The organism is Streptomyces roseicoloratus, from assembly GCF_004117935.1.
GTDB classification, from domain to species: Bacteria; Actinomycetota; Actinomycetes; order Streptomycetales; family Streptomycetaceae; genus Streptomyces; species Streptomyces roseicoloratus.
The window spans coordinates 1-18,112 of record NZ_SDOY01000025.1; the positions used below are offsets into that span (position 1 = coordinate 1).

16 protein-coding genes and 1 pseudogene are annotated in these 18,112 nt (G+C 72.1%); 8 read left to right on the plus strand and 9 right to left on the minus strand.

The annotated features are described in order from the left end of the window. Positions 1 to 837: pseudogene (locus ESG85_RS34815) on the plus strand (transcriptional regulator); the annotation flags it as partial. A 62-nt stretch (positions 838 to 899) separates the two neighbouring features. On the opposite strand, the gene argS reads toward ESG85_RS34815, so the two are convergent. After that, the gene (gene argS / locus ESG85_RS02030; protein ID WP_128976270.1) at positions 900 to 2,675 is read right to left on the minus strand and encodes an arginine--tRNA ligase; all 1,776 of its coding nucleotides are present in this window, start codon (positions 2,673 to 2,675) and stop codon (positions 900 to 902) included. 181 nt (positions 2,676 to 2,856) lie between these two features. Here argS and lysS point away from each other — a divergent pair, with 181 nt between their 5' ends. Continuing rightward, positions 2,857 to 4,629 carry a lysine--tRNA ligase gene (gene lysS, locus ESG85_RS02035; protein WP_181018937.1) on the plus strand — a complete coding sequence of 591 codons (1,773 nt, stop codon included), beginning with the start codon at positions 2,857 to 2,859 and terminating at the stop codon, positions 4,627 to 4,629. 149 nt (positions 4,630 to 4,778) lie between these two features. Here the strand turns inward: lysS and ESG85_RS02040 are convergent, their stop codons facing one another. From ESG85_RS02040 to ESG85_RS35620, 3 genes are all read right to left on the minus strand, one after another. Beyond that, positions 4,779 to 6,143 carry a DUF2637 domain-containing protein gene (locus ESG85_RS02040; RefSeq protein ID WP_128976272.1) on the minus strand — a complete coding sequence of 455 codons (1,365 nt, stop codon included), beginning with the start codon at positions 6,141 to 6,143 and terminating at the stop codon, positions 4,779 to 4,781. A 118-nt stretch (positions 6,144 to 6,261) separates the two neighbouring features. Continuing rightward, entirely contained in the window at positions 6,262 to 6,996 is a 735-nt protein-coding gene (locus tag ESG85_RS02045; RefSeq protein ID WP_128976273.1) for a DUF3558 domain-containing protein, read from the minus strand. A gap of 133 nt (positions 6,997 to 7,129) precedes the next feature. Continuing rightward, entirely contained in the window at positions 7,130 to 8,227 is a 1,098-nt protein-coding gene (locus tag ESG85_RS35620; protein WP_246094772.1) for a DUF3558 domain-containing protein, read from the minus strand. A 175-nt stretch (positions 8,228 to 8,402) separates the two neighbouring features. Between ESG85_RS35620 and ESG85_RS02055 the strand changes: the two genes are divergently transcribed. Continuing rightward, complete coding sequence (locus ESG85_RS02055; RefSeq protein WP_128976274.1) at positions 8,403 to 9,596, plus strand: RtcB family protein; 1,194 nt, start codon at positions 8,403 to 8,405, stop codon at positions 9,594 to 9,596. Positions 9,597 to 9,640: 44 nt separating this feature from the next. Here the strand turns inward: ESG85_RS02055 and ESG85_RS02060 are convergent, their stop codons facing one another. Both ESG85_RS02060 and ESG85_RS02065 read right to left on the minus strand, forming a co-directional pair. Beyond that, positions 9,641 to 10,501 (minus strand): LAGLIDADG family homing endonuclease, encoded by an 861-nt coding sequence (locus ESG85_RS02060; RefSeq protein WP_128976275.1) that lies wholly within the window; start codon positions 10,499 to 10,501, stop codon positions 9,641 to 9,643. A 158-nt stretch (positions 10,502 to 10,659) separates the two neighbouring features. Continuing rightward, complete coding sequence (locus ESG85_RS02065) at positions 10,660 to 11,427, minus strand: SDR family NAD(P)-dependent oxidoreductase (RefSeq protein WP_128976276.1); 768 nt, start codon at positions 11,425 to 11,427, stop codon at positions 10,660 to 10,662. A gap of 167 nt (positions 11,428 to 11,594) precedes the next feature. Between ESG85_RS02065 and ESG85_RS02070 the strand changes: the two genes are divergently transcribed. Continuing rightward, the gene (locus ESG85_RS02070; RefSeq protein WP_128976277.1) at positions 11,595 to 12,080 is read left to right on the plus strand and encodes a hypothetical protein; all 486 of its coding nucleotides are present in this window, start codon (positions 11,595 to 11,597) and stop codon (positions 12,078 to 12,080) included. A 164-nt stretch (positions 12,081 to 12,244) separates the two neighbouring features. Then, entirely contained in the window at positions 12,245 to 13,003 is a 759-nt protein-coding gene (locus ESG85_RS02075) for an AAA family ATPase (RefSeq protein WP_128976278.1), read from the plus strand. Here the strand turns inward: ESG85_RS02075 and ESG85_RS02080 are convergent. Beyond that, a complete protein-coding gene (locus ESG85_RS02080; RefSeq protein ID WP_128976279.1) occupies positions 12,985 to 14,553 on the minus strand; it encodes an FAD-dependent monooxygenase in 1,569 nt (522 codons plus the stop codon). The genes ESG85_RS02075 and ESG85_RS02080 overlap by 19 nt on opposite strands. A gap of 115 nt (positions 14,554 to 14,668) precedes the next feature. Between ESG85_RS02080 and ESG85_RS02085 the strand changes: the two genes are divergently transcribed. Both ESG85_RS02085 and ESG85_RS02090 read left to right on the plus strand, forming a co-directional pair. Further along, entirely contained in the window at positions 14,669 to 15,229 is a 561-nt protein-coding gene (locus ESG85_RS02085) for a TetR/AcrR family transcriptional regulator (protein ID WP_128976280.1), read from the plus strand. A 115-nt stretch (positions 15,230 to 15,344) separates the two neighbouring features. Then, the gene (locus ESG85_RS02090) at positions 15,345 to 15,836 is read left to right on the plus strand and encodes a MarR family winged helix-turn-helix transcriptional regulator (protein ID WP_128976281.1); all 492 of its coding nucleotides are present in this window, start codon (positions 15,345 to 15,347) and stop codon (positions 15,834 to 15,836) included. Positions 15,837 to 15,846: 10 nt separating this feature from the next. Here the strand turns inward: ESG85_RS02090 and ESG85_RS02095 are convergent, their stop codons facing one another. Continuing rightward, positions 15,847 to 16,587 carry a Mut7-C RNAse domain-containing protein gene (locus tag ESG85_RS02095; RefSeq protein WP_128976282.1) on the minus strand — a complete coding sequence of 247 codons (741 nt, stop codon included), beginning with the start codon at positions 16,585 to 16,587 and terminating at the stop codon, positions 15,847 to 15,849. 194 nt (positions 16,588 to 16,781) lie between these two features. On the opposite strand from ESG85_RS02095, the gene ESG85_RS02100 reads away from it, so the two are divergent. Then, on the plus strand, positions 16,782 to 17,222 hold the full coding sequence (locus ESG85_RS02100; RefSeq protein ID WP_128976283.1) for a GNAT family N-acetyltransferase: 441 nt from the start codon (positions 16,782 to 16,784) through the stop codon (positions 17,220 to 17,222). Here ESG85_RS02100 and ESG85_RS02105 read toward each other — a convergent pair. Beyond that, positions 17,206 to 18,090 carry a helix-turn-helix domain-containing protein gene (locus ESG85_RS02105; RefSeq protein WP_128976284.1) on the minus strand — a complete coding sequence of 295 codons (885 nt, stop codon included), beginning with the start codon at positions 18,088 to 18,090 and terminating at the stop codon, positions 17,206 to 17,208. The two genes, ESG85_RS02100 and ESG85_RS02105, sit on opposite strands and share 17 nt — an antisense overlap. Positions 18,091 to 18,112 lie beyond the last annotated feature (22 nt).

Consider the following 18,112-nt stretch of genomic DNA (forward strand, 5'->3'; position numbering starts at 1 on the left):
GGCCGGCCCGCCCCCGGCCGGCCCGCCGCCCCGGGGTCCACCGGCGACCTGCCCACCACCCCCGGCGCGCCCGAGCCGGTCTCGGATCCTTCCCGTGCCCGCCTCAAAGGCGCCCTCGCCGCGGCCGCGGTCGTCGTTCTCGCCGTGCCCGGGGCCTATCTCGTCGGGCGCGTCGGCGACACGCCTCCCGGCGGCGCGGGCGCGGCACCCGCCGGCACCGCGCCCGCGCCGCTGAGCGTCGGGATCAGCTCGTACAACTGGGCCGAGCCCTGCGGGCAGTACTTCCTGCTCGACCAGGACCCCGGCCACGTCCCGCCGCCGCCCCCGCCGCAGGACACCCGCACCTGGGGCCGCTCGCTCGGCGGCATCGACGGCGGGAACATGCAGCTTCAGCTCACCGTCACCGGCCGCACCCAGGCACCCGTGGTGCTCGGCAGGCTCCACGTGCGGGTCGTCGAACGCGGCCGGCCCCTCGACCGCACCGCGTACGCGATGGGCGACGGCTGCGGCAGCGGGATCACCCCGCAGACCTTCGACGTCGACCTCGACGCACCCCGCCCGTACGTGAAGCCGGTCGCCGGACACGACGGGGACCGCGTCGTCCCGGCCAAGGACTTCCCGTACAAGGTCGCCACCGGCGATCCCCAGGTGCTCAACCTCGACGTGCACACCGAGGAGCATGCCGCGGCCTGGTACCTCGAGCTCGACTGGAGCAGCGGCGACGCCAAGGGCCGCATCCGGATCGACGACGGCGGCGAGCCGTTCCGCACCAGCGCCATCGAGGGGCGGCCGACGTACGGCTACTGGCCCGACAAGGGCGCATGGGGGCGGCAGTGAAACGGTGACGGCCCCGCCGCCGGGCGGGGCCGTCACCGTCTGCTGCCGCGTGTCGAGCCGGATCAGAGGCGCTCGGGCGTCCGGATGCCCAGCAGGGCCATGCCCTGGTGGAGGGTCCGGGCGGTGAGGTCCACCAGGAACAGACGGTTCTCCTTCAGCTCCCGCGTCTCCGCCTTCATGACCGGGCACTGGTCGTAGAACGCCGTCAGGTGCGAGGCCAGCTGGTAGAGGTACGCGGCCAGCTTGTGCGGTGCGTACTCCTCCGCCACCTCGGCGAGCGTGGCGCCGAACTGGTCCAGGTGCAGACCGAGGGCACGCTCGGCCGGAGCCAGCTCCAGCTCCGGGTGGGCGGCCGGCTCGGCATCCGTCACGTTCCGCTTGATCGACTGGATGCGGGCGTACGCGTACTGCAGGTACACCGAGGTGTCACCGTTGAGCGACACCATCTGGTCCAGGTCGAACTTGTAGTCCCGGACGGCGGAGGTCGAGAGGTCGGCGTACTTCACCGCGCCGATGCCGACGTAGCGGCCGTTCTCGACGACCTCCTCGTCGGTGAGACCGGCCTTCTCCTTCTTCTCGGAGACGACGGCCGTCGCCCGCTCGATCGCCTCGTCCAGCAGGTCCACCAGCCGCACCGTCTCGCCCTCACGGGTCTTGAACGGCTTGCCGTCCTTGCCGAGGACCGTGCCGAAGGCCAGCTGGTGGGCCTTGACCTCGTCGTTCAGCCAGCCGGCCCGGCGGGCGGTCTCGAAGACCATCTTGAAGTGCAGCGACTGACGGGCGTCCACCACGTACAGCAGCGTCGACGCCTTCAGGTTCCGCACCCGGTCACGGATCGCGGACAGGTCCGTCGCCGCGTACCCGAAACCGCCGTCCGACTTCTGCACGATCAGCGGGACCGGGTTGCCGTCCGGGCCCTTCACGTCGTCGAAGAACACGCACAGCGCACCCTCCGAGCGGACCGCGACGCCCGACTCCTCGAGCAGGCTGCAGGTCTCCTGCAGCATGTCGTTGTAGCCGGACTCGCCGACGATGTCGGGGTCGCGGATGTCCATGTCGAGCTTCTCGAACACCGAGTAGAAGTAGATCTTCGACTCGTCGACGAACCGCTGCCACAGGGCGAGGGTCTCCTCGTCACCCGCCTGCAGGTCCACCACCCGGGCACGCGCCCGCGTCTTGAACTCCTCGTCCGAGTCGAACAGCGCGCGCGACGCTTTGTAGAGCCGGTTCAGGTTGGACATGGCCTCCTCGCCGGAGACCTCCACGTCCGTGCCCCGCTCCTTGTGGTCCAGCTCGTGCGGGTGCTCGATCAGGTACTGGATGAGCATGCCGAACTGGGTGCCCCAGTCGCCGATGTGGTGGCGGCGGACCACCGTCTCGCCCGTGAACTCCAGGATCTCCACCATCGCCGCGCCGATCACGGCGGAACGCAGGTGGCCGACGTGCATCTCCTTCGCCACGTTCGGCTGCGCGTAGTCGATCACCGTCGTGCCCGCCGACGCGTTGAACGGCACGCCGAGGCGGTCGTCCGCGGCACGCGCCGCCAGCGTGTTCACGATGGCGGCGTCGGACACCGTGATGTTGAGGAAGCCGGGGCCGGACACCTCGATGTCCTGCAGGACGTCGTTCGCCGGGATCGCCTCGACGACCTTGGTCGCCAGCTCACGCGGATTGCCCTTGAGCTGCTTGGCGAGCGCCAGGATGCCGTTGGCCTGGAAGTCGGCCCGGTCGCTTCGTCGCAGCAGCGGATCGGCGGACCCGGCCTCCGGCAGGGCTGCCGAGAGACCTTCCGCGAGACGCTGCTGCACGGTCGAAGCAAGGGAAGGGACCGAGGCCATGAGCTTCCGTTCCTGTGATGGGAGTCGTACGGGCTTTATCGCTTGTCAAGTGTCCCACGGGCGGGCAACGTGTTTTCTCCCCTGTGGACAACGCCGGGACGGCGCCACCCGTTCGCGACCCCGGCATGTTCTCCCCTGTGGACAACCTCGGAGCGCCGCCTTCCGTCTGGGAGAATGGCTGATGCGAGGGAAACAAGGTCAGCAAGGACCAAGGAAGAAGGACGAACCGATCGTGGCTCAGAGCAGCACCGAGACCGACTGGGTCTCCCGTTTCGCGGACGAGGTCATCGCCGAATCGGAGCGACGTGCGCCTGGCAAACCGGTCGTCGTCGCCTCCGGCCTCTCCCCGTCCGGCCCCATCCACCTCGGCAACCTCCGCGAGGTCATGACCCCGCACCTGGTCGCCGACGAGATCCGCCGCCGCGGCCACGAGGTCCGCCACCTGATCTCCTGGGACGACTACGACCGCTACCGCAAGGTGCCCAACGGCGTCGCCGGCATCGACGAGACCTGGGCCGAGCACATCGGCAAGCCGCTGACGTCCGTCCCGGCCCCGGCCGGCTCGCCGCACGCCAACTGGGCCGAGCACTTCAAGGCCGCCATGGTCGAGGCGCTCGCCGAGCTCGGCGTCGAGTACGACCCCATCAGCCAGACCGAGCAGTACACCTCCGGCGTCTACCGCGAGCAGATCCTGCACGCCATGCGCCACCGCGCCGACATCGACGCCATCCTCGACCAGTACCGCACCAAGAAGGCGCCGAAGAAGCAGTCCCAGAAGCCCGTCGACGAGGCCGAGCTCGAAGCCGCCGAAGGCTCCGGCGCGGCCGCCGAGGACGACGGCTCCGGCGGCGGCGCCGGCTACTTCCCGTACAAGCCCTACTGCGGTCGGTGCGAGAAGGACCTCACCACCGTCACCTCCTACGACGACGACACCACCGAGCTCGCCTACACCTGCTCCGCCTGCGGCTTCGCCGAGACCGTCAAGCTCAGCGAGTTCAACCGCGGCAAGCTGGTCTGGAAGGTCGACTGGCCCATGCGCTGGGCCTACGAGGGCGTCATCTTCGAGCCCTCCGGCGTCGACCACTCCTCGCCCGGCTCGTCCTTCCAGGTAGGCGGCCAGATCGTCGGCATCTTCGACGGCGTCCAGCCCATCGGCCCCATGTACGCCTTCGTCGGCATCAGCGGCATGGCCAAGATGTCCTCCTCCAAGGGCGGCGTCCCCACCGCGGCCGACGCCCTGCAGATCATGGAGCCCCAGCTGCTGCGCTGGCTGTACGCGCGCCGCAGGCCCAACCAGTCCTTCAAGATCGCCTTCGACCAGGAGATCCAGCGGCTCTACGACGAGTGGGACAAGCTCGAGGCCAAGGTCGCCGACGGCACCGTCCTCCCGGCCGACGCCGCCGCCCACGCCCGCGCGGCCCGCACCGCCGCCGGCGAGCTGCCCCGCACGCCGCGCCCGCTGCCGTACCGCACGCTCGCCTCCGTCGTCGACATCACCGCCGGCCACGACGAGCAGACGCTGCGCATCCTCGGCGAGCTCGACCCGGACAACCCCGTCACCTCCCTCGACGAGGTCCGCCCGCGCCTGGACCGCGCCGAGAACTGGATCACCAACCAGGTCCCGGCCGGCCAGCGCACCATCGTCCGCGACGAGCCCGACACCGAGCTCCTCGGCTCCCTCGACGACGAGGGCCGCGAGTCCCTGCGGCTGCTCCTGGAAGGCCTGGACAGCCACTGGTCCCTCGACGGCCTCACCACCCTCGTCTACGGCGTCCCCAAGGTCATGGCCGGCCTCACCCCCGACGCCAAGCCCACCCCGGAGCTCAAGCTCGCCCAGCGCTCGTTCTTCGCCCTGCTCTACAAGCTCCTCGTCAGCCGCGAGACGGGCCCCCGCCTGCCCACGCTGCTGCTCGCGGTCGGAGCGGACCGGGTGCGCAAGCTGATCGGCGCCTGAGCCACCGCCGCCCGGCGAGCGGGCAACGGAAACCGCCCTCCTCCGAGTCCTTCGGAGGAGGGCGGTTTCCGTTGCCGGCGCCGTGCGTCGTGGCCCCGCAGCGCGGCTGCGACGTGCCGCGGGGTGAAGTGCGGCTACGCGGAGTGCGGCTACGGAGTGTTGTTCTCCGCCCACTCCTCCTCGATGCGCCGGCGCAGCTGCGGGGTCAGTTCCCGCAGGATCGACGAGCTGCGGGGGTGCGTGATCCCGTACGTGTCACTGAGCCAGATGTCGAGCTGCTCGGAGTTCGGGAACTCCTGCTTCTCCTCGACGTAGTCCCACATCGCCTTGTACGCGGCATCCGCGAACTCGTCCGGCGACGGCTGCTCGTCCACGAACTCCTGGTACTCCTCGAACTGCTCCGGCCCCGGCGGCGGCACATCGTCCGGGCCCTGCGGAATCGGCACCGGAATCGGCTCCAGGCCCTCCACGATCTGCGGGGCGTACGTGCCCTGGTACGCCTCCGGCGACACCTGCTGGGCCAGGAACCACGGGTTGCCCGCCTCCGCCGCCTCCGCCGCCGACTGCGGCATCGGCTGCGGCCCCGGCTGACCCGGCCCCGGCTGACCCGGCACCTGGCCCTGACCGACGACCTGACCCGGCATCGGCTGACCCGGCACCTGGCCCTGACCGGGGATCTGGCCCGGGACCTGCACCTGGCCCTGCGGGCGCGACTGCTCCAGCTCCGGCGTCGCCCCCGCCGCCACCATCGCCGGAACCTGGACCCCGCCCTGCACCTGGCCCTGCCCCTGGCCCGCCACCGGCGGCGACGGAGGCAGCAGCACCGGCTCGATGCCCGCCGCCGCCAGCCCCGCCGGCGCCGTCTCCGACAACGGCACGCCCAGATGCGCGAGCCGCAGCGGCATCAACGCCTCCACCGGCGCCTTGCGCCGCCACGCCCGGCCGAACCGGGCCTGCAGCCGCGCCTGGTAGATCAGCCGGTCCTGCTCCAGCTTGATCACCTGCTCGTACGACCGCAGCTCCCACAGCTTCATCCGCCGCCACAGCCGGAACGTCGGGATCGGCGACAGCAGCCAGCGCGTCAGCCGCACACCCTCCATGTGCTTGTCCGCCGTGATGTCCGCGATCCGGCCGACCGCGTGTCGCGCCGCCTCGACCGCGACCACGAACAGCACCGGGATCACCGCGTGCATCCCCACGCCCAGCGGGTCCGGCCACGCCGCCGCGCCGTTGAACGCGATCGTCGCCGCGGTCAGCACCCAGGCCGTCTGCCGCAGCAGCGGGAACGGAATGCGGATCCACGTCAGCAGCAGATCCAGCGCGAGCAGCACACAGATGCCCGCGTCGATGCCGATCGGGAAGAAGTACGAGAAGGTGCCGAAGCCCTTGTCGACGGCGAGCTCGCGCACCGCCGCGTACGAGCCGGCGAAACCGATACCGGCGATGATCACCGCACCCGCGACGACCATGCCGATGAGTATCCGGTGCGTGCGTGTCAGCTGCATCGCGGCCACCCGCGATCCCTCCCGTCGATCGACATCTCGCGGGCACAGACTGGCACATGTGCGCGAAGCCCGACCCTCTGGGGAGGGACGGGCTCCGTGCAAAACCGTACAAACGATCCCAGGTCGGCTACTTGTTGGCCGCCGCGACCGCCGCCACGGCCTCCTTCGCCGCGTTCACCGCGCCGTCCCGGATCGACTTCTCCGACGGGGCGTCGGCACCCTCGTAACCGGCACCGTTGTAGGACAGCAGCACCACCACGTTGCCGGTACGGGCCACCACCGACGCGTAACGGAAGTCCTCGTTCGCCTTGCGCAGTTCGTACGTCACCGTGTCCGCCTGGTCACCCACACCCGAGGCCGGCGCCGTACGCAGCTTCTTCGCGCCCTCGGTCGCCTGGACCTTCGCCAGCTCCTTGGCGTAGTTGTCCGCGGCCCGCTCCTGACCGCTGCCGAGCGTCGCGTCCGACTCGTACCGGTAGAAGGACACGTCCAGCCAGCGGTACTGCGAACCCTTCGTGCCCTTGTCCTCCAGACCGTTCCACGAACAGCCGCCACGGCTGCCGGCGTCACTGGACGGAGTCTCCGTGCCCTTCTTGTTCTTCGCCTTCGGCACGAGGCTCTCGATCGTCTTCGCCGACAACGACGAGCAGACCTGCGGCAGCTCCGCGAACTTCGCCGGCTCCACCGACTTCGTCGACTGCGTGGCCTTCGGCGTCGCCGACGCCGACGACCCCGCCTTGTCCCCCGAACCGGAACCCCCGTCACCGGAGTCCGAACCGGAAGAGCAGCCGACGGCGACGAGCATCACCGGGACGGCGGCACAGGCGAGTATGCGGGAGAGTCGCGGGGCTGATCGCTGCATGGTTCCTTCAGTCGCTTGTCGTACGGTCCGGGCGCCTGGCACGCGTCCGGGCCGCCGGCGGCCGGCTGCCGACGGGCGGGATACGCCGACACGTTACGTGGTCCCGACCCGCTCACGGAGCGGGACCGAACCGCTACTCCTCCAGCCGCTCCGCCAGCAGACGCGCCAGATTCCGGGCCTTTTCCTGCAGTTCCCTGCTGTCCGGCACCTCCGCCGAGGTGGTCGTCTGCTCCTCGTACGACACCGTCACGATGACGTTCGATGTGCGGAACACCACGCTCACCAGCCGCCGCGCACCCGACGCACCGGGCGTCGCGAGCGTGTCCTTCAGGAACGCCACGTCACCCAGACCCTCGAGAACACGGTTCTCCAGACCCGTCGTCGGCGTGGCAGGCGAGACGGGCGTGGCGGGCGGCGTGGCCGCACCCGCCGAGGCCGCCGCGCCGGGCCCCGGGGCCGCACCCGCGCCGGCCGGCGACGCCGCCTGGGTCGGCGGAGGCGCGAGCGGACCCTGCGGCTGAAGACCGGCGAACGGGGAAACCGCCCCCGCGCCCGACCGCGCACCCACCGCGCCAGACGCACCGGACGCACCGGACGCACCCTGCGCCCCCGCGCCGGCACCGGCGGCCTTGGCGGGCGGGGCGCCGCCACCCGACGGCGTTCCCGCCGTACCCGACGTATCCGACGGCACGCCCGGCGTGCCCGGCGTGCCCGACGGCGTGCCGGGCGTCACCGGAGCCGTCGGCGGCGCCGCGATCCCCGCCGCGGCCTGCTTCCTGCCGTACACCTCCTGCGCCCGGTCGTCGTCGCTGACCGTCGGGTCGTAGGACACCACCCGCTCGACGTCGAGCGTCAGCCGGTGCGTGGCGTCGGGGCCGTCCGCCTTCCAGCCGCAGCCCACCCGCCGGTCCGTGTCGAACGTCGGCGCCGAGGTGCCGCGGTAGACCCGGTCCCGCTCGGGCTCGGGCAGCCCCGAGGCCCCCGGCAGCAGGTCCTTCAGCGTGGTCGCCGGGACGGCGCCGCACGGCTCGAACAGCGTGCGGTAGCGGCCCGGCGCCGCCGTCGGAGCGGCGGGACCCGCCTTCGAGTCGACCGCCTCGGTGTCCGGGGAACCATCGGCGGAACAGCCCGAAAGGCCGATCCCGAGACCGAGGGCCAGCGCGACCGCGGAGAGCGCCGCGGAACCGGACCGACCAGGCGCGCGGCCCGGTGCGTACGCCTTGCGCTGCACGATCCCAGGCTCCCTTCTCCGGGGGTGTCCCCCCGAAAACTGTTTGCTGCTCCGCATGGCGCGGTGAACACAATGTCTATCGCAAGCGCAGCCGTCGATGCCGGTCCGTGGTCACCTGTACGGGCTTTGGTTCCGGTTTTTGCGTTATCAGGCTTTTCGGGGGAAGTGGGTGGACATGTCGTACGTAGAGGTACCGGGCGCGAAGGTGCCGATCCGGATGTGGACGGATCCGGCCTCGGTCGAGGACGGCGCGATGCGGCAGCTGCAGAACACTGCCACCCTTCCCTGGATCAAGGGCCTGGCCGTGATGCCGGACGTGCACTACGGCAAGGGCGCGACGGTCGGCTCGGTGATCGCGATGAAGGGCGCGGTGTGTCCGGCGGCGGTGGGCGTGGACATCGGCTGTGGCATGTCCGCGGTCAAGAGCTCGCTGACGGCGAACGACCTGCCGGGCGACCTCTCGCGGCTGCGGTCGAAGATCGAGCAGGCGATTCCGGTGGGGCGGGGGATGCACCGGGAGATGGTGGACCCGGGGCGGCTGTTCCAGTTCCCGACGGCGGGGTGGAATGACTTCTGGTCGCGGTTCGACACGGTCGCCGATCCGGTGAAGTTCCGCCGGGAGCGGGCCGAGAAGCAGATGGGCACCCTAGGCGCGGGAAATCACTACTGCGAAGTTTGCATCGATGGCCAAGGGGCGGTGTGGCTCATGCTGCACTCCGGCTCCCGGAACATCGGCAAGGAGCTCGCCGAGTACCACATCGGCGAGGCGCAGAAGCTGCCCCACAACCAGGGGCTGATCGACCGGGACCTCGCGGTCTTCGTCGCCGACACCCCGCAGATGGCGGCGTACCGGAACGACCTCTTCTGGGCGCAGGAGTACGCGAAGTACAACCGCGCGATCATGATGGCGCTGTTCCAGGAGGTCATTCGCCGGGAGTTCCGCAAGGCCAGGGTCACCTTCGAGCCGGTGATCTCCTGTCACCACAACTACGTGGCGGAGGAGCGGTACGAGGGGATGGACCTGCTCGTCACCCGCAAGGGCGCGATCAGGGCCGGGTCGGGCGAGTTCGGGATCATTCCGGGCTCCATGGGCACCGGCTCGTACATCGTGAAGGGGCTCGGCAACGAGATGGCGCTGAACTCGGCCTCGCACGGCGCAGGCCGGCGGATGAGCCGGAGCGAGGCGAAGCGGCGGTTCACCGTCCGGGATCTGGAGGAACAGACGCGGGGCGTGGAGTGCCGCAAGGACGCCGGTGTCCTGGACGAGATCCCCGGCGCCTACAAGCCCATTGAGCAGGTGATGGAGCAGCAGCGGGACCTGGTCGAGGTGGTCGCCAAGCTCAAGCAGGTCGTGAACGTCAAGGGCTGACGCCCTGGGGGCCGGCGTGGCGCCGGCCCCCCGAGCCGGCGTGGTCAGCGCCGGCGCAGTCGCCAGCGCCGGATCGTGCACGACTTGACGGTGCGGCCGAGTGTGGCCGCGGCCTCCTCGTCGTCGTCCGTGTCGAGGAGGATCCGGTCCTCCAGGGCGGTCCAGCTGCGCTTCCGGAAGAGTTGGCGTGGCGGCATGTCCGCCGGTCGCTCCCAGGCGCGCACCTCGGCCGCGACCGCGCTCTTGCGCGGCAGGGCCAGCGCGCCGGGGGAGTACAGATGCCGGGCGACCGCCACGGCACTCTCCCGCATGTACATCACGGTGTAGATGTTGTCGCGCTTGTTCCGGCCGGGAAGTTTGTGGAGGCCCAGGACGAGGTTGGTGTAGCGGCAGAGGTAGACGGCAATGGCGGTGCTCTGGGTGGTCAGGCTGACGAAGGGCAGCCCCTCCTCGGTGAAGCCCACGGAACCGTCCGCATCGATGAGGCCGCGAAGGTAGTCGGGACGGGAGAACGGCACCCGTGGTGGGGTGATCCGCCGCGATTTGCGGCCGTAGGGCAGGCCGAGCTCGTTGAGTCTGGTCCGGGCCTCCAGGGCGCACAGTCCCCAGATCGCGGTGTGGCTGACGGCCGCGAAGTTCGTCGACCGGGTGCGTTCGGTGATGGTGCTGTTGTACGGGGTCAGTCGCCGGAACTCCTCGAGGATCGCGATGTCTCGGGCGTTGATCTCGACAGTCAACTGACCTTTGCGTCCCGCGCCGGCCGCGAGGTGTCCGTCGGTTTGAAGGAAGCCGAACATGTAGGCGTAGTCCGGGTTCTCCAGGTCCATGAAGGACGGTGCGGAGGCGGGCTGGGTGAGTGCGCCGAGGTCGAAGAGCGCGGGCGCGCTAGGGTCGGGTTCAGCCACGGGAAGGTGCCTTCCTGATGGTGAGGCCCTCGGCCGGGATTGCCGTCCCGGCCGAGGGCCGTTCTTTATGGAGTTGTGTCGACCGTAGGTCGGGTGTTCTGGCCGCGTTGTGGTGTTCGTGGTGATTCACCCGAACGGGGTGGTGTCAGCCCTTGTCGTCAGAGCTCGCGGTGGACCTTCGTGTTGGAGGCCTGGGCGCGGGGGCGGACGACCAGGAGGTCGATGTTGACGTGGGGCGGTCGGGTGCAGGCCCAGGTGATGGTGTCGGCGACGTCGTCGGCGGTCAGCGGTTCGGCCACGCCCGCGTAGACCTTGGCGGCCTTCTCGGTGTCGCCGCGGAAGCGCGTGGTGGCGAACTCCTCGGTCCTGACCATGCCCGGGGCGACCTCGATGACGCGGACCGGCGTGCCGACGATCTCCAGGCGGAGGGTCTCGGCGAGGACGCGGGCGCCGTTCTTGGCCGCGACGTAGCCCGCGCCGCCCTCGTAGGTGGCGTGGCCGGCGGTGGAGGAGACGACGACCACGGTGCCGTCGCCGCTCGCGGTGAGGGCGGGCAGCAGGGCCTGGGTGAGGTTGAGGGTGCCGATGACGTTGACCTCGTACATGCGGCGCCAGTCGTCCGGGTCGCCGGTGGCGACGGGGTCGGCGCCGAGCGCGCCGCCGGCGTTGTTGACCAGGACGCCGAGGGTCGGGAAGGCGGTGGCGAACTCGTCGACGGCGGCGCGGTCGGTGACGTCGAGGGCGTACGCGGTGGCCTGGTGGCCGGCCGCGTTGATCTCGGCGGCCAGGGCCTCGATGCGGTCCTTGCGGCGTGCGGTGAGGACGACGCGGTAGCCGGCGGCGGCGAGCTGCCGGGCGGTGGCCGCGCCGATGCCGCTGCTCGCTCCGGTGACGACGGCGATGGGCTTGCCGGGGGCGGCGGTCATGACGGGCTCCTCGCGCGGACGGTGTCGACGGGTCTCGATCGTGGGATCGCCTGGTCAGGATAGGCGGCTGCGGTGGCGGGGCGGACGGGGCGGGGTGGGGGCGCGGGCCGAGACACGCGGCTGACCGATGGTCAGAATATATGGGGATCAATCGGTATCTTCAGGGCATGACTGCGATGCGCAAGGCCCTGTTCGGCGCGGCCCTGACCGCCGCCGTGGTGGCCGGTACGGGTGCGGGTGCGGGTACGGGTGTGGCGGCGGAGGCCGGGGGCGAGGCGGATCTGTCCCACCACGGGCATGTCTCCCTGTGGGACGGGCGGCTGGGCGTCTGGCTGGTCAGCGAGAACCACGGGCCCACGGACGTCTCCCAGGCGACCGTCCGGCTCGCCTTCTCCGAGCCGATGGCGGGCGGCCAGGAGCTGCCGCCGTCGTGCCTGTGGAGCAGCGACCGGGTGGTCTCCTGTCGTACGGGCGAGCTGCGGGCGGCCGGCGTGGCCGACGAGCTCGCGCTCGACCTGCGGACGGCGGGCCGTCCGGACGAGCTGACCGTGGACATCCGCACGGTCTGGCGGGACGGCGTCGCCGACGCGAACCCGCGCAACGACCGGCACCACGTCCTGGTCCTCTCCACCGGCGACCCGTACGTGTTCTGACGGCGGCGGGCCGCCGGCGGCCGGGACCTTCGGCTGTGGTCCGGGGACCGGCGCCGTCGGCCCTCGTCCGGTCGCCGGGGTCTTCGCCCGATGTCCGGGCGCCGGAGTCTCGCCCGCTGTCCGGTCGCCGGAGTTCCGGGCCGCCGTCGTGTGACACTCGATCCGTGATCGTCGAACGCGCGTACGCCCATGTCGCCTCCTCCGACGAGGGCGAGTGGCCCTGGTCGGTGCCGTGCGTGCGGCAGCTCGTGGCCGAGGGCCTGCGCTTCGAGGCGCCCGTCACCTTTCTGGTCGGCGAGAACGGTTCCGGCAAGTCCACCCTGGTCGAGGCGCTCGCGGAGGGATTCGGGCTCGACTCCTGGGGCGGCTCGCTCGACTGGCGCTACGCCACCTCGCGGGGCCGGTCGGTGCTCGGCGAGCGGATCCGCTTCGACGCAGCGCCGCGCGGGCGCCGCATGCTGGGCAGCCGCGCGGCGCGCAAGGGCTTCTTCCTGCGGGCCGAGACGGCGCTCGACGCGCTGGACCGGGAGGGCTTCGGACCCGATGCGCTGAGTCATGGCGAGGGCTTTCTGGCGGCGTTCCGGGAGAAGTTCCTGCAGCCCGGGCTGTACGTGATGGACGAGCCGGAGGCCGCGCTGTCCTTCACGTCGTGCCTGGAGCTGCTGGGCCATGTGGACCGGCTGGTGAAGCGCGGCGGCCAGGTGGTGTGCGCCACGCACTCACCGCTGCTGACGGCCCTCCCGGGCGCCGACATCGTGGAGGTCGGCGACCACGGGATGCGGCGGGTGGCCTGGGCGGAGCTGGGCGTGGTCGACCACTGGCGCCGCTACCTGGCGGACCCGCGGAGCTATCTGCGACACGTCCTCGACGACCAGGAACGCCCGGCCGTCCGTGGCCGCCCCCGCTACAGCGGGGTCGTGTAGCCGTCGGGGCGGACCAGGAGGGTGTCGTGGCGGGCCGGGTTCGCCCAGGTGGCGTGGACGACGCGGTCGGCGGCGACGGGGGCCGTACGGGGCAGGGCCGGGGCGGCGCCCTCGGGGGTGACGAGGACGAACTCGCCCGCGCGCAGCAGCTCGTACAGCCGGCCCTCGCGCAGCTTGAGGTCCGGGACCCGGCGGGTTCCGGGGCCGTAGTGGACGCCGATGCCGCTGATCTGGCCCATCGCGCGGGCGGCGGCCGGCCGGACGGTGCCGACCAGCCGGGCGGCGAGGTCGCGCGCGGCGCGCTGGAGCGGTGTGCGGGCCATCGCGAGGCGCACGATGGCACCGCTGCTGCGCAGCACGTTCCTGCCGACCGGGTGCCGTTCCGCCTGGTAGCCGTCCAGCAGGGCCTCGGGGTCGGGCGCTTCGCCGCGCAGGACGGCGGTGAGGCGCCAGGAGAGGTTGGCGGCGTCCTGGAGGCCGGTGTTCATGCCCTGGCCGCCTGCGGGGGAGTGGACGTGGGCGGCGTCGCCGGCGAGGAAGACCCGGCCCGAGCGGTAGGCGGGTGCCTGGCGTTCGTCGCTGTGGAAGCGGGAGATCCAGCGGGCGTCGTGCATGCCGAGGTCGGTGCCGAGGGCCTCCCGGGCGATCGCCCTGACCTCGTCGAGGTCCACGGGCACGTCGTCGGCCACCTGCCGGCGGCGGTCCCAGCCCATGACGCGGTACCAGCCGTCGCCGAAGGGCGCGACGAACGCGAAGGCGTTGCCGGAGGGGGAGGCGGAGACCGTGAGGAGGTGTCCGGGTTCCTTCGCGAGCCGTACGTCCGCGAGGACGATCGAGCGGATCACCGAGGCGCCCGGGAATGGCAGGCCGAGGGCGGAGCGGACCGCGCTGCGCAGGCCGTCGGTGCCGACGGCGTGGCGGGCCCGGAGCGTCGCCGGTCCGTCGGGTCCCGAGAGTTCCGCCGTGACGCCGTCGGCGTCCTGGTCCAGGCCGCGCAGCTCCGTCCCGTACCGGAAGTCCACACCTGTGGACACCGCCCGGCGGTGGAGCACGTTCTCGACCTCGTACTGCGGGGTGATGAGCAGGAAGGGGAAGCGGGAGGGCAGCCGGGAGAGGTCGAGGGAGAGTCCGCCGAAGAGGCGCAGGTCGGTGATGGGCGTGCCGGTGGCGATCAGCTCGTCCGCGAGGCCGCGGGAGTCGAGCTGCTCCAGGGTGCGGGCGTGGACGCCGAAGGCGCGGGTCAGGTTGGAGCGGCCTTCGGCGCGGCGCTCGGCGACGGTGACGCGGAGTCCCGCGGCGGCGAGGTCCCCGGCGAGGAGGAGACCGGTGGGGCCGGCGCCGACGACGAGCACGTCGGTGTCGAAGGGGGCCGGGGTGGCGGACGGGGAGGGCGACGCGGACGCGGACGGGGACGGGGAAGCGGCTGCCGGGGAGGCCGGGGAGGCCGGGGAGGCCGGGGAGGCCGGGGAGGCGGACGGGCGGAGGGGCGGAGGAGCGGCGGGGGAGGTGCTCGGGGAGGTGGGGGTGCCGGGGGTGCCCTTGGTGCTCATCATTGCCTCCAGGGATGCCTACGTCCGTTGGCCAACGTTTGTTGGTCAACGCTTGTTGGCAATTGTGGGCCGTCCTCCCTGGGGTGTCAACGCTTGTTGGCCTACACTTGTTGGCATGATGACCGTACGCCGCTCCGACACCACCCGCGCCGCCATCCTCGACGCCGCCCGCGAGCGCTTCGCCGCCGACGGGTACGAGCGCGCCACGATCCGGGCCATCGCGCGCGACGCCGGGATCGACCCGTCGATGGTCATGCGCTACTACGGCAACAAGGAGGGGCTCTTCGCCGCCGCCTCCACGATCGAGCTGGAGCTTCCCGACCCCGGCTCGCTGCCCGCGCAGCACGCCGGTACCGCCCTGGTCGCCCACTTCCTCGAACGCTGGGAGCGCGACGACGTCCTCACCGGGCTCCTGCGGGTCGGCGTCACCAACGAGGCCGGCGCCGAACGGATGCAGCGGCTCTTCGCGGAGCAGATCGGGCCGGTCGTCGCCGGCGTCTGCCCCGACCCCGCGGACGCGCCGCGCCGCGCCGGACTCGTCGCCTCGCAGATCCTCGGCATGGCGCTCGCCCGGTACGTGCTGCGCCTCGGGCCGGTCGTGGAGATGGACCGCGTGGACGTGATCGCGTGGCTCGGCCCGACGGTGCAGCGGTATCTGACGGCCGAGGGGCCGTGAGGGCGGCGGCGGCCCGGCTCATCGCGTTCGCGTCGCCGGGAGTGGCGGACGTGACCGCCGTGGCGGAGGCCGTCGGCGCCGTCGGCGCGCGTTCACTGCACCGTACGCTTTCTGCATGACGCAGAAGAAGGTCGCGGGGCGCGAGGCGCTGATGGCCGGGATGCAGGGCGAGGCGCGCCGCTACATGGCCTCCTACGCGCTGTTCAACCAGGCCGTCGCCGACCATCTGCGCCTGCACCCGACCGACGTGCAGTGCCTCAGCCTGCTGAGCCTGGAGGGCGAACCGGTCACCATCGGGCGGGTCGCCGAGCTCACCGGGCTCACCACCGGTTCCGCCACCCGCCTCGTGGACCGGCTCGAACGCGCCGGATACGTCCGCCGCGAGCGCGACGCCGAGGACCGGCGCCGCGTCCTGGTGGCGTCGGTGCCCGAGAAGGCGGCCGAACTCGCCGCGTTCTGGCGGCGGCTCAACCGGGCGTGGGGCGAGCTCTTCGACGCGTACGACGACGCCGAGATCACCCTGCTCACCGATTACATGCGGCGCACGATCGACCTGAGCGCTACCCAGGTCGAGCGGCTGCGCGCGGGCGAGTTCGACGCCGACTGAGTGCGGGCGCTCAGCCGGCCGCCGGTGTGCCGCCGAACTCGCGGACCGCGTCCGTCACGATCGCCTCCAGGCGCGCGTGGTGGGCGCCCCGCCAGTAGACCCGCTCGCACGCGGTGCACTGGGCGAAGACGTCGTACGTGTGCTCCGTGCCCTTCTCCAGCCGCTCGCGTACCGCGTCCTTGTCGGCCTCCGCGAGCGGCCCGTTGCAGGCCGTGCAGCGGGTCCACGGCGCGAGCGGCGGCGCGAACCGCTCCAGGACGTCCCGCAGTTGGTCGTCCGGGCGGTCGCTGTACACGTAGGCGCCGGCCCACAGCTCGCGGCGGCGCAGCAGTCCGCGGTCCCGGGACAGCATCACGCGCCGCTCCTTCGCGGAGAGCGCGGCCAGGGCCGGGTCGCCGATGTCCTCGCTCTCGTACGCGGCGTCGACGCCGAGCAGCCGGAGCCGCCGGGCCAGCGTCCCGAGGTGGACGTCCAGGAGGAAGCGCAGCGGGGCGCCCGGGACCGGCTGCGGCCGCTGGACACCCTCCACGTCGACGGTCTCGCCGGCCGCCGGGACGTGCGAGGGCGGCACGGGCCGCCCGTCCACGAGCAGCCGTCCGGCCTCGGTCAGCGGCACGCCGAGCGACTCCACGAGGTGGCCGAGCGAGGAGGCGCCGTCCGTGGTGACGGGGGTGTGCCCGCCGCGCCGTTCCGCCGAGACGAAGAGCCCCAGGGCGGGGGCGAAGCTGATCTGGATCTCCGGTCCGTTCACGCAGCCAGGATGGCACCGTGCGTCACCTCCCGGCCAGGCAATTCCGCCGCGCCCGGCTGACGCCGCACCTGGCTGACGCCGCACCCGGCTGACGCAGGTCTGCCGGTGCGGGTCCGCTGTCGGTCTGCCGATGCGGGTCCGCTGTCGGTCTGCCGGTGCGGGTCCGCTGTCGGTGTGCGGGTACGGTCGGCGGTATGAAGATCATCGATCTCGAGCCCGGTGACCCGCGTCTGGAGGCCGAGCTGCTGCCGGTGCTCCGCGAGTTGCGTCCGCATCTCACGGCGGAGCTGTTCCGCGACGTCTACGCGACCGGACACGCCCAGGGCCTGCGCTTCAGCGCCGCGTACGCCGACGACGGGCGCTGCGTCGGCGCCGCCGGCTGGCGGATCGTCGTCAACACCAGCTCCCTGAAGAAGCTGTACGTGGACGACCTGGTGACCGGCGAGGACGCCCGCTCGGGCGGCGTCGGCCACGCGATGATCGCGCACCTGGAGGCCCACGCCCGCGAGGCCGGCTGCTACGAGCTCAACCTCGACTCCGGCACCCACCGCACCGGCGCCCACCGCTTCTACCTGCGCGAGCGCTTCGACATCGTCGCCTTCCACTTCACCCGGGAGCTCAGGCCCCTGCCGTGAGTCCGGCCGCACGCGCGCGTGCGTACGCGGTCGGCGGCACGCCGATGGTCGCGGTGAAGTCCCGTACGAGATGGGCCTGGTCGCTGTAGCCGAGGTCGGCCGCGAGCGCGGCCCAGTCCGGAGGCCCGGCGGGGGAGGCCGACTCGGCGCGTTCCAGGGCCTCGTGAATGCGGTAGCGGAGGATGACCCACTTCGGGCCGACGCCGACGTACGCGGCGAACAGGCGCTGGAGCGAACGCGGCGAGAGCCCGGCGGCCCGGGCCAGCGCGGACACCCTCCGCACGGTGCGGTCCGTCCGGACCAGGTCCACCAGGGCGGTCGCCTGCCCGGCAGCCGGATCGGCGGCCGGGCCGTGGGCCAGCAGGAACGCGTCGAGCGCCGCCACGCGCGCGTGGTCCCCGGCGGGCGACAGGACCCGGCCCGGGAGCTCCGGGGCGGCCCGGCCGGGGAAGGCCTCGGCCAGCGGGACGGTCCTGCCCGTCCAGTGCGAGACCGGCCACGCGGGCGCGAACGGGCGGAAGCCGCCCGGCCGGAACTGCACGCCGCAGACCCGGCCCCTGCCGGTCAGCTCCTTCGTGAACAGCTCGAGACCGATGCCCGAGACCACCGCCGAATCGGTGCCGGTGCCGGTGCCGGTGTTGGTCTCGGTGTCGCCGTCGCGCTCGAAGACCACGTTCACGGACGGGTGCGGGACGACATGGGTCGCGTACGGCTCCGCCAGGTCCCAGTCGATCAGCCAGTAGTGCTCCAGGTACGGGCGGAGCCCGGGCGCGGGCGCATACCGGCGGAAACGGACCCGGGCCAGCAGCTCGGCCGGGTCCACGATGCCCCGTGTGTCACGGCGCGGCGCGGGACCGGAGGCGGACATGGTCCGATGCTAAGGCGCCCCT